General features: G+C 38.7%; 12 protein-coding genes and 1 pseudogene. 5 read left to right on the forward strand and 8 right to left on the reverse strand.

Annotated features, from left to right (window positions below; translation table 11 throughout):
• Positions 1 to 151: 151 nt before the first annotated feature.
• From mnmG to AWM76_RS00220, 4 genes are all read right to left on the reverse strand, one after another.
• The gene (mnmG, locus tag AWM76_RS00205) at positions 152 to 2,050 is read right to left on the reverse strand and encodes a tRNA uridine-5-carboxymethylaminomethyl(34) synthesis enzyme MnmG (RefSeq protein ID WP_039935857.1); all 1,899 of its coding nucleotides are present in this window, start codon (positions 2,048 to 2,050) and stop codon (positions 152 to 154) included.
• A gap of 24 nt (positions 2,051 to 2,074) precedes the next feature.
• Positions 2,075 to 3,466, reverse strand: coding sequence for a tRNA uridine-5-carboxymethylaminomethyl(34) synthesis GTPase MnmE (gene mnmE / locus AWM76_RS00210; protein ID WP_003142940.1), 1,392 nt, complete (start codon positions 3,464 to 3,466; stop codon positions 2,075 to 2,077).
• A gap of 254 nt (positions 3,467 to 3,720) precedes the next feature.
• On the reverse strand, positions 3,721 to 4,893 hold the full coding sequence (locus AWM76_RS00215) for a GerMN domain-containing protein (RefSeq protein ID WP_003142938.1): 1,173 nt from the start codon (positions 4,891 to 4,893) through the stop codon (positions 3,721 to 3,723).
• A 183-nt stretch (positions 4,894 to 5,076) separates the two neighbouring features.
• Positions 5,077 to 6,309, reverse strand: coding sequence for a mechanosensitive ion channel (locus AWM76_RS00220; protein WP_050774116.1), 1,233 nt, complete (start codon positions 6,307 to 6,309; stop codon positions 5,077 to 5,079).
• 367 nt (positions 6,310 to 6,676) lie between these two features.
• Here AWM76_RS00220 and AWM76_RS11180 point away from each other — a divergent pair.
• The 3 genes and pseudogenes from AWM76_RS11180 to AWM76_RS10875 all read left to right on the forward strand — a co-directional run.
• Positions 6,677 to 6,856: pseudogene (locus AWM76_RS11180) on the forward strand (phosphogluconate dehydrogenase (NAD(+)-dependent, decarboxylating)); the annotation flags it as partial.
• A 385-nt stretch (positions 6,857 to 7,241) separates the two neighbouring features.
• Positions 7,242 to 8,270, forward strand: a complete 1,029-nt coding sequence (locus AWM76_RS10870; RefSeq protein WP_003142932.1) for an amidohydrolase family protein — start codon at positions 7,242 to 7,244, stop codon at positions 8,268 to 8,270.
• Between the two features lie 159 nt (positions 8,271 to 8,429).
• Positions 8,430 to 8,936 carry an adenine deaminase C-terminal domain-containing protein gene (locus tag AWM76_RS10875; protein WP_201024710.1) on the forward strand — a complete coding sequence of 169 codons (507 nt, stop codon included), beginning with the start codon at positions 8,430 to 8,432 and terminating at the stop codon, positions 8,934 to 8,936.
• 96 nt (positions 8,937 to 9,032) lie between these two features.
• On the opposite strand, the gene jag is transcribed toward AWM76_RS10875, so the two are convergent.
• From jag to rpmH, 4 genes are read right to left on the reverse strand one after another with little or no spacing between them, the layout of a single operon-like run.
• Positions 9,033 to 10,070 (reverse strand): RNA-binding cell elongation regulator Jag/EloR, encoded by a 1,038-nt coding sequence (jag, locus tag AWM76_RS00230; RefSeq protein WP_003142928.1) that lies wholly within the window; start codon positions 10,068 to 10,070, stop codon positions 9,033 to 9,035.
• 15 nt (positions 10,071 to 10,085) lie between these two features.
• Entirely contained in the window at positions 10,086 to 10,913 is an 828-nt protein-coding gene (yidC, locus tag AWM76_RS00235; protein WP_026465534.1) for a membrane protein insertase YidC, read from the reverse strand.
• 32 nt (positions 10,914 to 10,945) lie between these two features.
• A complete protein-coding gene (gene rnpA / locus AWM76_RS00240) occupies positions 10,946 to 11,323 on the reverse strand; it encodes a ribonuclease P protein component (RefSeq protein ID WP_003142923.1) in 378 nt (125 codons plus the stop codon).
• A gap of 46 nt (positions 11,324 to 11,369) precedes the next feature.
• Complete coding sequence (rpmH, locus tag AWM76_RS00245) at positions 11,370 to 11,504, reverse strand: 50S ribosomal protein L34 (protein ID WP_003142921.1); 135 nt, start codon at positions 11,502 to 11,504, stop codon at positions 11,370 to 11,372.
• A gap of 725 nt (positions 11,505 to 12,229) precedes the next feature.
• Here rpmH and dnaA point away from each other — a divergent pair.
• Positions 12,230 to 13,564, forward strand: a complete 1,335-nt coding sequence (dnaA, locus tag AWM76_RS00250) for a chromosomal replication initiator protein DnaA (protein ID WP_003142919.1) — start codon at positions 12,230 to 12,232, stop codon at positions 13,562 to 13,564.
• A 235-nt stretch (positions 13,565 to 13,799) separates the two neighbouring features.
• On the forward strand, positions 13,800 to 14,951 hold the full coding sequence (dnaN, locus tag AWM76_RS00255) for a DNA polymerase III subunit beta (protein WP_003142917.1): 1,152 nt from the start codon (positions 13,800 to 13,802) through the stop codon (positions 14,949 to 14,951).
• Positions 14,952 to 15,001: the final 50 nt, after the last annotated feature.

A 15,001-nucleotide genomic window follows, 5' to 3' on the forward strand; every position in this document is an offset into this window, starting at 1 on the left:
GAAGATAAGGTCCTTGAAGAACACAAATTAGAAAAGTCCCTAAATGGTTCCCATCACAGACCATTTGGCTGTAAACATAATGCACTATAGATGATAAATCACAAAAAGCTATCCCTATTTTCTGGGATAGCTTTTTTAATGTACTTACTGGTTAAACACGTGCTACATGCCCGCCTTGTAAGTAAACCATAATAATGGAGACATCTGCTGGATTTACCCCTGATACACGACTGGCTTGTGCTAAAGTACGTGGGCCGATTTCTTTCAATCGTTGACGTGCTTCGGTGGCTAAGCTGTCGATGGCATCCCAATCGATGTCGGCTGGAATTTCTTTTTGCTCTAAACGATGTAATTTTTCTACTTTACGTTGTTCTTTAACAATATAACCAGCATATTTGATTTGGATTTCAACTTGTTCTAATACTTGACGTGATAAATCCTTGTCGCTTGGGGCGAATTTAAGGATATCATCAATTTTAAGCTCTGGACGACGTAGTAAGTCGCTCGCCATGATTCCATCTTTTAAGGCTGCAGAATTTTTCTCTGCAAGGTAGTCTTGTAATTCTTGAGTTGGTTTCAAGCGAACATTGGCTAAACGGTCTAACTCTTCAGCAACCTCTGCTTGGTTTGATTTGTATAAGTTGTATTGTTCTTCAGAGACTAAACCAAATTCATAACCTTTTTCAGTTAAACGAGTATCAGCGTTGTCATGACGTAATAATAAACGGTATTCAGCGCGTGATGTTAATAATCGATACGGTTCAGTTGTCCCTTTTGTGACTAAATCATCGATCATTACCCCAATATAGCCTTGGTCACGGCCGATAACAAAAGGTTCTTCGCCGCGGATTTTAAGGACGGCGTTAATCCCTGCGTATAAACCTTGACCAGCAGCTTCTTCATAACCAGAAGTACCGTTTGTTTGACCAGCTGTAAATAAGTTGGCCACTTGTTTAGTCTCTAAGTTCACTTTCAATTGGTTTGGTTTCACCACATCGTACTCAATGGCGTAGCCGTTACGCATGATACGTGCGTTTTCCAAGCCTTTAACTGAATGAATCATATCATTTTGCACGTCTTCTGGTAGTGAAGTTGAAAGTCCTTGGACATAGATTTCTTCGTTGTCTAACCCTTCAGGTTCAAGGAAGATTTGGTGTTTTGGTTTATCTGCAAAACGCACAATCTTATCTTCAATTGACGGGCAGTAACGGGCACCTACACCCTCAACGATCCCTGTAAACATCGGTGCACGATGTAAGTTTTCACGAATCGTTTCATGAGTTGCTTCATTGGTATAAGTCAAGAAACATGGGACTTGGTCTACTAATGGTAAGTAATCCGCGTCTTTGGACATGAATGAAAAATGATTCGGCGCATCATCACCCGGTTGGATTTCCGTTGCATCATAGTTGATCGTACGTTTGTCCACGCGTGGCGGTGTACCAGTTTTAAAGCGGGCAATATCAAAGCCGTATTTTTCCGCCATATTCCTAGTCAATTTCTCAGCTGGTTGCGAGTTGTTGGGACCTGAAGAATATTTTAATTCCCCAATAATAATTTCACCACGGGCTGCCGTACCAGTTGTCAAAATAACAGCATCTGCACGGTAAATAGCACCTGTGTTGGTGATAATCCCTTTAACCGTATCATCTTCAATAATCAAGTCGTCTACTAAACCTTGACGTAGGGTTAAGTGGTCTTGGTTTTCGATAGTTTTACGCATTTCTTTGGCGTATTCATCTTTATCTGCTTGCGCACGTAAGGCACGGACAGCCGGTCCCTTACCTGTATTCAGCATACGCATTTGGATATAGGTTTTATCAATATTGCGGCCCATTTCACCACCAAGGGCGTCGATTTCTCTGACAACTACTCCTTTAGCTGGTCCCCCAATTGACGGGTTACATGGCATAAAGGCAACCATATCAATGTTAATCGTAATCAACATGGTTTCAGCGCCCATACGCGCTGCGGCTAAGGCTGCTTCACTCCCTGCATGCCCAGCACCAACTACAATGACATCATATTTGCCTGCTTCATAAGTTTGCATCATCTCATCCTTTCTACTCTTCTTTTATTTACCTAAACAGAATTGACTGAATAGTTGTGTTAATAGTTCATCCGGTGCATTTTCACCAATAATTTCACCTAAAATCTCCCAAGCACGGGTAAAGTCGATTTGAATCAAATCAACGGGCATGCCCATATCAATCCCGTTTCTCACTTCGTCTAATGATTGACTAGCTTTTTGTAAAAGGTCTATATGGCGGGCGTTAGAAACATAAGTCGCGTCCTTTTCCCCTGATTGACCTGAGAAGAAGTAGTCTGCAATTTTCTCCTCTAAAGCGTCAATACCTTCTTGAGTCATCATAGACGTGGCAATGATTTCGTCCTCTTCAACCCACTCTAACAGGGATTCTTTTAAAAGTTGGCTTGGTAAATCAATCTTATTCATGATAATAATTCGTTTATGGTCTTGGGTTAAGGATAAAAGCTCACGATCACCAGCGGTTAAGGCTTCAGATTGGTTGAGCAATAATAACACCAATTCTGCTTCCATTAAGGCCTTCTTCGACCGTTCCACACCAATACGTTCCACCACATCTTCTGTGTCACGAATACCCGCTGTATCCACCAATTTCAAGGGTACCCCGCGGATATTGATATATTCTTCAACCGTGTCACGCGTTGTACCTTCAATATCCGTTACAATGGCCTTTTCTTCTCTTAATAAGGCATTCAGTAAGGAAGATTTCCCCACATTTGGACGACCCACAATGGCAGTTGAAATCCCGTCACGCAAGATTTTTCCTTGTTTAGCGGTTGATAATAAGCCATCGATTCGGTCCTTGATAATAGTTGTTTTCTCGCCCAATAATTTAAGGGTCATTTCTTCCACATCGTCGTATTCCGGGTAGTCAATGTTTACTTCAACTTGCGCCAATGTATTTAAGATGTCTTGACGTAAATTTTCGATTAAATTGGATAATTTTCCGTCCAACTGCTTCACAGCTAAATCCATTGACCGGTCCGTCTTGGCACGGATTAAATCCATCACAGCTTCTGCTTGGGTTAAGTCAATCCGCCCGTTGATAAAGGCACGTTTGGTGAATTCACCTGGTTCTGCTAGGGTAGCCCCTTCCCGCAAAACAAGTTCCAGCACGCGATTTGTCGCCACAATCCCACCATGGGTATTAATCTCAACAATATCTTCACGCGTAAATGTTTTTGGTTCACGCATAACAGACACCATCACTTCGTCAATCTCTTGACCATCTTTTGGATCCACAATATGGCCATAGTGAATGGTATGACTATCTTGCGTACTCAGTTTTTTCTGACCTAATTTATAAACCTTATCTGCAATCGCTAGTGCGTCATCACCTGAAAGACGGACAATCCCAATCGCACCTTCGCCCGGTGCCGATGAAATAGCCGCAATTGTATCAAAACCACGAGTAATCATGAATATGTTCCTTTCTATCTAAATTTATCTACTATTGTTTATATTTGTGCAAATAAAAAAGCGCCCAATCTACCCCTCCCATGACCTGGTCGGACTAGAAAGACACTTTGACTGTCAAACTACTTTTTTATACATTCGGTATTATACGCAATCTCCATTTAAAAGTAAACAATAAAGTCTGCATTGAAGCAGAATATTTAAAGGCACAAATAAGGGGTATAGCACGACTGCCATACCCCTTAGCGTTATATGTTTTACTCTTCAATCATACTGGCGTTCATGACCGATTCGGGAATTTCAAATACTGGATTGGCTTCATTCAACCCTACTAGTCCGTCGATTTCAATAGGATCGCCATCGATACGCGGTTCAATATGGTCTGCATTATAGTAGCTCTTCGAACTAGCCATGATACTATTGAGCTTTTGCATACCCCATTCGTCATCCGCCAAAGCTATAATACCAGACGAAAAGTCGACATAAAGCGTCTTTTCAAATGTTTCTTCATTTGTTTCAGTTGTTAAGCTTTGAATTGCTGCATCCGCTGGTAATAATTGCGGACGGCTGTCATTTTCGCTTTGGAATAGACTTGTAAAAGCTGCGGTCATATCATCATTGGTTGTGATATTGACTGACTCGCTAGCTTGTGTGTATTCATCTTTAGTTACTGGATAGTAGACTGAAACTGGTTCGGCCCAACCTTCAGTACTCAATTCAGCCAAATCTTGGACTACAGTATACGGGGCATCCGGGTCTGTCGATTCACTTGAGGCATAAACTAAACCAACACCGGCTGCATAATATTCTTTATTCACAAAATCACCCGTATCTTCAGTCACTTCAATCGTGTCATATAGATCATTTTGAGTCGACATAGGGACACCAATCGCAGTGATTTCCCTAGTAGTACCAAGGCCTGTTTCCCAAGAATGACCTAATGCTATAGGCGCTTCAAGTAAGGTCTCTGTATTTTCTGGATCAATTAAGGCTGCCGCATCTATCTTCTCATGCGCATAGAATTCCGGCTGAGTATAGACCACACGCACCGCATCTTCAGTTACTTCTACCAGCTCTAAAACAGATGTCCCGCCATTGTTCGTCCGCATATATATCGTATCGTCCTCAATATAATCATAGGTTCTACTAAAACCAGCATACTCATTCCCGTCACCCTCAAAAACTGCCTGATACCCCTCAATCATTGGAAAATAGTTAGCCACTGTTAAAGCTGGCGCCACTTCTGCTGTTGAACTCGACTGACTGGATTGCGGATTTTCTGATGTTTCATCACTAGCACTTGAGGACACTTGTTCAGACGAGGATGTCTCACTTTCATCATAAATATCTTCTGCATTATTAAACCAAGAACATGAACCTAACAGTAATGACGTACTCAATAGTAAGAACCTTGTTGCTTTTTGTTTCATTTTTGACAACTCCCAGAATCAATCATAAATACTTTTATCACTTTTATTGTATACGTTTTCATAATACAGTTAAAGCGTTACAGTAAAGCTGAAGCCAGTCTTAAAGATTTCATGCAATTGAATAGCAAAAAGAAAAAACCCCCAGCACACAGCCAGGGGTAAAATCTTATCTTTCATTGTTGATTAGAATTGGTCAATATTGTTGTTGTTTTGACCAGATTCTTCTTCAATTTTCTTGTCTAATTTTTCTAGTTGTTTTTTCGCGAAGTCGCGTCCACCTAAACCAAATGATAAGGCAAAGGCAACTGATAAACCACCAATGATGAATAGGAAGGCCATGTTCACAATATTGTTAGCAAAGTTCAATTGATCTAATGCCATAAATACTGAGAAGACTACGAACACGCCTTTAACGATTGCACCAACCCATTTGCTTTGAGTTGCTTTATTCACTAAGTCGCCAACGAAACGGCCACCAAAGATACCAAGCCCTAAGATAATTAAGGCAATTAATACGTTCGGTAGGTAAGCAATGATTGCTGCACCAACAGTGTTTAAGATCGCTAAGTTTAATACATTTAAGGCTTCAACGGTAAAGAATAAACCAATGACTACAGCAACTACTTGACCAATGATTTCTGAAACATTGATGTTTTTAGTTGTTGCACCAGTTTCACGGTTGAATAAGTTGTTTAAACCAGTGCCCGCAAGTAAGTTTTGTACTAACTCACCAATGACTTTAGCAATCGCAAATCCAACACCTAATAAGATTACTGCTACTAAGATATTTGGAATTGCAGCAGCAATACTATTTAACACACCGATGATTGGTGTCGCAATTGAAGAAATACCTAATGTTTCAAGAGCTACAACTGCAATTGGAATGAAAACAACAATGTAAGCTACATAAGAAAGTACGTTAGCAATTGTATCTGCTGTTTGTCCGTCTGCTGTTTTGTTACCGGTAAATTTAGCCACATACTTATCGATGTTAACTGTTTTTACTAGTGAGTAAACCAATTGTTTCACTAAACGCGCTACCACTACCGCTACAATCATAATAATGATTGCACCAACGATTGATGGTAAGAACCCTAAAGCATTTGCTGTCATATCACGAATTGGTGTCGCAATAGAAGCTAAACCAAATGTATCGAAGATGCCTGGTAAGAATAGCACCCAAACAATGTAGTATAGAATTTGCGCGATGGTATCAATCGTTGTTTCCGCTTGATCCTCAGTCTCTGCAATATTCCATTTCACGAAGCGACCTGGTAATCCCACCGCTCGTAAACCTTTTGAAACTGCCTTTTTAACTAATACTGCCACGATCCACGCAATAAGAATTAATAATATACCACCAATGATGGCTGGTATGCTAGCAGCTAAGCTAGCCCATAAACCTGCTAAATCCATTTTTTCCATCTCCTTTTATCTAAAAATTTATTTGGAAAACTTCAAAAATAAAGAATTCCTTAAGACTATTTCTAGTTTACTATATTTATAAGTGATATTCACGCGATATACTTTGGGTTATTTTATAACCTTTAGCATAATGGGGTTTTGCGTTTTTTATTTATATATAAAATACATTATAAATACAATTTTAGATATTTTTGTATTTTAATCCCTTGAAAAATCATTATTTCAGCCAAACCCTAAATAAAAAAGAGCTAACTTTACCCCTAAAGATAAGCTAACTCCTTATGCGTTCATTTAGTTTTCTATTATAGAAGAAAGTTTCAATGACGACAGTCAGTTAGATCATATCGTAGGCAAAATAGATTCCAGCGGCGAAGCCAAATACACGGTTGAAGAAGCGTTATCACTAGATGTACCCGTTCCGATTATCGCCCAATCCCTATTTGTTCGAAATGACAGTCAATTACCAGACAGTTTTTCAAACAAAGTCGTCTCCGCCTTGCGTTCCGGATTTGGTGGCCACCCGATTCAACGAAAATAAGTCAAAATGTCTCAATAAAAGTGGCCAGATACCTAGATATGCTAAAACGTAGATTTAAAATCTGCGTTTTTTGTAATACACTTTTGTATTCATTTGATTTGGGAGGTTAACCTCGGTTTAATCGGAATTTTACCCCTTTCTTCTGAATAATAGAACCTTATCTATTGGTTCAACCCGAGTTTATCCGAACAATATTTTATTATATTTATTTTATAATTCGTATTTTTATCAATTCTTCCTATACTTTTGCTTCTGATTGTGGGTATAATACTATTCAAATTTTTAAATCAAATTAATCGACCTAAAGTAGTGAAGAAAGATTCGCTACTTACCACAAGTTTAACTATCAATATTTGGCATATAGGTATTAAAAAAGGGGACAAGCATGGAAAATCTAATTAACGTCGCAAACGGCAAGGCAATAGCTGACATTGTCTTAAAAAATGGCTATGTGATTAATGTATTTACAGAAGAAATCATCCAAACTGATGTGGCCATTGTGGGCAACCGGATTGCGGCTTTAGGCAAGTACGAAGGTAAGCAAACCATTGATTGTACAGGCAAATACATTGCACCAGGCTTTATCGACGCCCACATGCATATCGAATCTGCCATGGTGACGCCCTTAGAATTTTCAAAATACGCCCTAGCAAAAGGGACGACAACTGTTTTTGCCGATCCACACGAATTGGTCAATGTCCTTGGGCAAAAAGGCTTGGACTTTATGCTGACCAGTATTGAAGAAACACCCATGACTACTCATATCATGATGCCTTCGTGTGTGCCTGCAACAGATATCGACACCAATGGGGCTGGCGAAATTTTAGCAGCTGACATGGCGCCCTACCTTGAAAACAAGCAAGTCTTTGGTCTAGCTGAAATGATGCGGTTTGATGATGTGGTTAAGGCTGACGGGAAAATACTGGATAAATTGACACTTTTTAAAAACCAAATTGTAGATGGTCATGCCCCTGGTTTAACGTGGAAACCCTTACAAGCATACCGGGCTGCCGGTATTGATACTGAACACGAGGCGGAGAATTACGAGGAAGCGATTGAAAAATTACGGGCTGGCTTTAAATTGTTGATCCGTGAAGGCAGTGCCGCTAGAAACCTTGAGGCAATCCTTAAAGGCTTTGTTGAACATGATATCGCCCTAGACCATTGCATGTTCTGTACGGATGATAAACATCTTGAAGATATTGAAAAAGAAGGCCATATCGACTTTTGCGTCCGTAAGGCGATCGCACTGGGCGTTCCTGCTGCCACAGCTTACAAAATGGCTTCATATAATGCCGCTCGCGCCTATAACTTACATGATTTAGGAGCAGTTGGGGCTGGCTATCTAGCGGATTTACTCATTATCGATGACCTTGACCAAGTATCAGTTGAACTTGTCATCAAAAACGGGTAAATCATTGACTTTGACCAGTTAAATAGCCAACATATTGCGCCCGTATCAGACGCCAATCTCTTAAATTCAGTTAAACTGCCGAAAATCAACCAAGAAAATCTTGAATTAAAGGCAGATAACACGCCAGTAAAGGTTATTAACTTGGTGGCACAATCCATTTTGACAAGAGGGTCTGAAGAGATATTACCTAGTGTAGATGGCAAATTTGAAGCCAATAGAGACTTCAATAAGGCTTGTGTGATTGAACGTCACGGTCATTCGGGTGGTATCGGTGTGAGCGCGATTAAGGGCTATAATATTGAAAATGGCGCGATTGCGACTAGTGTGTCCCATGATGCGCATAATATTACGGCTGTGGGCGATAACGACGCTGATATACTACTGGCTGTGAAAGAATTGGACCGTATTCAAGGGGGCTACGTGATTGCTTCTAAAGGGGAAATTGTTGCAGCCCTACCACTAGAATTGGCTGGTATTATCAGTATCCAGTCAGGCAAAACGGTACAAGCGCAATTAAATAAGATGGTGGCACATGCTAGAGCACTTGGTGTACCTGAATCTATCGATCCGTTTATGACCCTATCTTTCATTGCCTTAACGGTCATTCCAGAATTACGGCTAACAGATAATGGTCTATATGATGTGAATCTGGGGCAATTTGTATAAGAAAATGTAATATTATAAAGCGATAATAACCAGAAAAAACGACCCTCAAAATCCAGTGATAATGGGGGTCGTTTGCTTTTAGTATTTTTATTATTTTTAGTCTTTGTAAGATACAACTAGATATCTATGCGGTTCTTTCCCTTCAGAATGGGTCGCAATATATGAATATCTAGCCAATTGCGCGTGGATAATTTTACGTTCCGCAGCAGGTAGTGGGTCCAAGAAAACAGGTTGTTTTGAATTGGCTACTTGGTCCGCTGTTTTACGTGCTAATCTCGCTAAGGTTTCTTGACGTCTTTCCCGATAATTGCCAACATTTACAATCACTTTGACATGTGGGCGCACATATTGGTGGGTCATCACTTGGGCAAGTATTTCTAATGAATTAATGATCTTACCGTGTTTACCAATAACCAACCCTTTTTTCTCAGTTTGGATATTGTAAATAATAGTACGACCACGGTCCTCAACTTCAATATTGGCGTCTACTAGGTAGGATGCCAACACGTCAATCAGGTATTCAGCAACATATTCCACATCTTTGAAGTCTTCATCTACCAATTCTAAGTTTTCGCCTGTTTGACCAGGCGTTTCAGTTGCTTCAACTGGTACTTCTTCTGATTCAATTGCTACTTCAGCAATATTTACTTGATCAGTAGGCGTTTCCTCATTAATCGATGGTTCAGACTTTTCAGTAGTCACTTCATCATAGGCAAGTGATTCTTCAACTTCTTGCTCCGATTCAGACTCAGCGTCTTGAACCTCTAGCTCTTCCTCAAAATTTGTTGATTCAACAACTTCTTCTTCAGTTTCATCTGTTACTGAATTGATTTTTGTATCTGCATTTTCAGATGGTTGACCATCTAAATCTTCAAATGGCGCCACTGCTGATGTGTTTTCTTGACCTAAATCAGAGAAGGAAAATAAATCATCTGTTGTGGCATCAATTTCGGACACTTCTCGTTCAGTGTAATGGATGGCTACAATCGCATCCTTTGCCCCTAAACCGAGAAATCCTTTTTTGGCTTCTTGAATTACTTGAACTTCAACATCTTCTCGCGCCAACCGAAGTTGTTGCAAGCCTTTGGCAATAGCAGCATCGACTGAAGTCGCTTCAAATCTTTCAGTTTTCAATACAAGAACCTCCTGTTATTTCTTCTTACCATTAGGATTACGTTTTGCTTTTTCTAAACGTCGTTCTAGCTCTTTCTCTTTACGAATTTGATCTTCGCGTGCATCACGCTTCTTAAAAGGATTATTCATCACTAATGTTTGAAGAATTGTAAATCCAGTGGACGCCACCCAGTAAAGGGATATTGCTGATGGTAAGGTTACACCCATGAATAAAATCATTACTGGCATTGTCCATTGCATCATCGCCATTGATGGATTGCTATTTGGTGTACCAATCGTTGTCAAACGTGTGTTATACCATGTTAGAATAGCTGCAATAATTGGGATTACAAATAGTTGGTCAGGAACTCCTAATTCTAACCATAAGAAGTGACCTTGGCTTAGAATTTCTGTTCTGGAAATAGATTGATATAAGGCCATCAAGATTGGCAATTGAATTAACATTGGTAAACAACCGGACCACATGCTATAGTCATATTTTTCATTTAACTTGGCTGTTTCTTCTTGTAATTTTTGCTGAGTCTCTGGATCCTTAGATGCATATTTTTCTTGCAAGGCTTTTAGCTCAGGCTGCATCATTTGCATTTTTTCAGTACTTTGTGTTTGGTACTTGGTTAATGGAATCAAGATGATACGAATGATCAAGGTAAAGGCAATAATCCCTACACCATAGTTACCAAAGATATCTGATAACCACACAATAATACGTGAAAAGTTATAGACGATGTAACGGTCCCACAAACCTGTCGAATTCTCATCGATTGGACTTGTCCCACAAGCCGCTAGAAAGATAACAGCCATCATGGTGATTGCTAAAATCTTCCACATTTTTTTACTTCGAATATTCAATTTTTACAAATCCTCCACGAATTCTACTATTCATGTGGTAATGACTTTGCTTTTGTATCCTCTTTTATCGGATGATAAATTTTTGCCAAAGATAGCACATGAATCAAACTTTTTTTCACTTCAGCTGTTGTCATATCTGCAGCTGGCTTACGAGCAATCACAATAAAATCATTAGACGGATCAATACCTGCCTTAAGTTCGGTAATGCTTTGACGAATTTTTCGCTTCACTGCATTACGGGTAACAGCGTTTCCAATTTTCTTACCGACAGAGATACCAATCCGGAAATGGGGTTGGTCCTTCTCCAACCGATAAATAACAAATTGGCGATTCGCAGTACTATGACCGTGATGAAATACCTGGCCAAAATCTTTCTCAGATTTGACTCTATAAGATTTCCGCACGTAAGTTCGCCTCCTTAATAAAAAAAGACCACATATTAATGTGATCTTATGCAGAAATAACTTTTCTTCCTTTTCTACGACGAGCTGCTAAAACGTGACGACCGTTTTTAGTGCTCATACGTTTACGGAAACCGTGAACTTTTTGACGATGACGTTTTTTAGGTTGGTATGTTCTTTTCATTACTTGCACCTCCTGTTGCGATTAAGTCTTTCGTTTTTTCATTAATATAAAACGACTGTAATATTATATACAATAAAAAGTCGAAATTCAATTTCAGGTGCGAAATTTCGCACTCGTAATCAAGATTTTACCACATTATACCTCATATCACAATACTTTTTGTACAAATATTGGTTTTTTAAGCTTTTCAACCAGTAAGACTCGTCTATATTATAACAGATATTTCTGGCGAAAAAATCCTCCTAAAATTTACCCTTATTTTTTCACAAGCCTTGCTTTTAAATTTCACAAACTATGTGAAGAAAAAAATGGTAAACTCTTATTCACAAAGTGTGTACGAAATTTGCACAAGCCTGTGGTTAGCTGCAGCAAGTTCAAATTCATCCCCAAGTTTTTTAAAAGACTTTTCAACAAATCCACAGTTTTGCAAAACTTTTCCACATCTGTTGATAACTCATTAAAAACCCTTATAAATTGACCTTTAAACAAGCATAATTATACACAAGACCTTTAATCTGGCAAACAGCTAACAGGTTTATGCACATCCTGTGGAAAACATTTATCAAAAGTTGGGATTATTTTTATTCACATCCTGATTTTTCTGTGGAAAACTGTTTTTTTTCATGATATTATGAATAAGCTTAACGAATTTAAAGATTCGTCGTACTAACATATTGAAATATATTTGATGTAGAAATTTTGTACACTAAGGAGCTAGGAAATATATGAGTGAATTAAACCGATTATGGGATTACGTCACCCAATACTTCAAAGAAGAGTTGCCTAAAACAAGTTTTGATACTTGGATTAAAGACCTAGATCCTGTTGCCTTTGAGAACGATACCTTGTATTTAAAAGCCATTTCAGTGCTGCACAAGGACCATATTGAGAAACATTATTCGATACAGATTCGACAAGTTTTATTTGAATACTTAAACCATGACGTGAATCTAGTCGTGAGTTTAAAAGATGATCGGTCACAATCAGCCAATCAAATTCAAGTAAACAATCATAATGACAATATTGAAGACAACGGATCAGATCTATTAAATCCAAAATATACCTTTGATAACTTCGTCGTCGGTGAAGGCAATAAAATGGCTCACGCTGCAGCTTTAGCTGTTGCGGAAGGCCCCGGCCGCGACTATAATCCCCTATTCTTCTTCGGTGGTGTAGGGTTAGGTAAAACCCACTTGATGCAAGCAATTGGCCATGAAGTATTACGGACAAACCCGAATGCCAAAATTAAATACGTCTCTAGTGAAACTTTTACGAATGATTTTATTAATGCCATTCGTAAGAACACTACAGACGCCTTCCACCAAGAGTATCGTACAGTCGATATGTTATTAGTAGATGATATTCAATTTATTGGGAACAAACAGTCTACCCAGGAAGAATTCTTCCATACATTTAACGTGCTCTACAATAATAATAAACATATCGTTTTAACAAGTGACCGCGACGCTAGTCAGATCCCTGAGTTAGAGGACCGGTTAGTTTCCCGCTTTAAACAAGGCTTATCAACTGATATTACACCGCCAGATTTAGAGACAAGGATTGCCATTTTGCGCAATAAGGCCAACGTTAATGGCTTACAAATTCCAGACGATACCCTCTCATATATTGCTGGACAAATTGACTCCAACATTCGTGAATTGGAAGGTGCTTTAACTAGCGTACAGGCATTTGCGGTCATGAACCAAGAGGACTTAACGCCAAATACTGCAGCTAAAGCGCTCAGAAATTATAAGAGCAATGTGAAAAGTAATTCACCAACCATTCCAAATATCCTTGAGACAGTGGCCCAATACTTTAATTTGCAGGTTTCTGATCTTAAAGGAAAGAAACGGGTACGGCAAATCGTGGTTCCACGCCAAATTGCCATGTATTTAAGTAGAGAATTAACAGATGCTTCTCTACCGAAAATTGGGCAAGAATTCGGCGGTAAAGACCACACGACGGTCCTTCATGCTTATGACAAGATTAAAAAAGATATCGATGAAAAAAGTGAGTTAGAACGTGATGTTGACAGCATTCGTCGTTTATTAGAAAAATAATGCCTTATCTACATCATCTAAGTCAGCGTTTGAAATGACTTATGCTAAAATATAGGTAAGAAAAGGAGGTTGTGGATAATTGTTCATAACCTCTCTGTTTTTTCCACAGTTTATACACATGTGGAAAAGTATGTTTTGACAAGGTTTCTAAAAGTTATCAACAAGATTAACAAGGCCTATTACTATTACTATTTTTTTTATCTATAATTAAAATTTATATACAAGGAGTGTACACATGAAATTTTCTATTAATCGTTCTGTTTTTATTCAAAATTTGACGGACGTTCAAAGAGCCATAAGTTCAAGAACAACAATACCTGTTTTGACAGGTGTTAAAATCTCAGTTAAAGAAGAAGGTCTTTACTTAACTGGTTCTGATGCAACGATTTCTATTGAGGCATTTATCGATGCTAAAGATGATGACAATAAATTAAAAATTGAAGCCACTGGTGATATTGTCTTACCATCTCGTTTCTTAGGTGAAATAGTGAAGAAATTACCATCAGATATGATGAATTTAGAAGTTGTTGAAAACTTCCAAACAGAAATCACTTCTGACCGTGCATCATTTACATTAAATGGGATTAATGGTAGTGAATACCCACGTTTACCTGAAATCGATGCAAAACAAACTTACGCATTACCAACAGATACCTTTAAACAAGTGGTCAACCAAACCATTATTTCTGTATCTAACCAAGAAATTCGCCCTATTTTCACTGGGATTCATTTTGAAATTGGGAATGGTGAGTTAAAAGCAGTTGCAACTGACTCTCATCGTTTAAGTCAACGCATTATGCCGTTAACAATGCCAGAAGTAGCTGGTGATACAGTGTTAGATATCAATATTCCAGGTCGTTCATTACAAGAATTAATCCGTATTGTAGATAGTAATGAAGACATTGAGATGATGGTGACAGACAATCAAGTATTGTTTAAAGCTCGTAATATTTACCTATACTCTCGTTTACTAGAAGGTAACTACCCGAATACAGACCGTTTATTACCTAATGACCACTCAACAATTATTGAAGTGGCAGCGAGTGAATTAGTGAATGCTGTTGAACGTGCTTTGATTTTAAGTCACGAAGGTAAAAATAATGTGGTTCGTTTGAATATTTCAGACCAAGATATTATTTTATCTAGTCAATCTGCTGAAGTTGGGAATGTAGAAGAAGAAATCAATGTAGTGAAAGCTGAAGGGGAAGCTTTAGAAATTTCCTTCAACCCTGATTACTTACGTGAAGCGTTGAAATCATTTGGTCAACAAAATGTACAAATTGGCTTCCAGTCATCTTCACACCCCTTCACCCTATTACCAAGTGACCAAACTGATAACTTCAATTTCGTTCAATTGATTACCCCAATTCGTACACCAAGAGGTTAATTGAAGCTAATTGGAGAAATGACAAAAGCCGCTAAAAATTGATGTCGAAG

It is taken from the genome of Aerococcus viridans (genome assembly GCF_001543285.1).
Taxonomy (GTDB): domain Bacteria; phylum Bacillota; class Bacilli; order Lactobacillales; family Aerococcaceae; genus Aerococcus; species Aerococcus viridans.

Excerpts from the sequence above, each read along its gene's own strand:
- mnmG (WP_039935857.1), bottom strand. The coding sequence starts at position 2,050 with ATGCAAACTTATGAAGCAGGCAAATATGATGTCATTGTAGTTGGTGCT.
- mnmE (WP_003142940.1), bottom strand. The coding sequence starts at position 3,466 with ATGATTACTCGTGGTTTTGATACAATTGCGGCTATTTCATCGGCACCG.
- AWM76_RS00215 (WP_003142938.1), bottom strand. The coding sequence starts at position 4,893 with ATGAAACAAAAAGCAACAAGGTTCTTACTATTGAGTACGTCATTACTG.
- AWM76_RS00220 (WP_050774116.1), bottom strand. The coding sequence starts at position 6,309 with ATGGATTTAGCAGGTTTATGGGCTAGCTTAGCTGCTAGCATACCAGCC.
- AWM76_RS10870 (WP_003142932.1), top strand. The coding sequence starts at position 7,242 with ATGGAAAATCTAATTAACGTCGCAAACGGCAAGGCAATAGCTGACATT.
- rpmH (WP_003142921.1), bottom strand. The coding sequence starts at position 11,504 with ATGAAAAGAACATACCAACCTAAAAAACGTCATCGTCAAAAAGTTCAC.
- dnaA (WP_003142919.1), top strand. The coding sequence starts at position 12,230 with ATGAGTGAATTAAACCGATTATGGGATTACGTCACCCAATACTTCAAA.
- dnaN (WP_003142917.1), top strand. The coding sequence starts at position 13,800 with ATGAAATTTTCTATTAATCGTTCTGTTTTTATTCAAAATTTGACGGAC.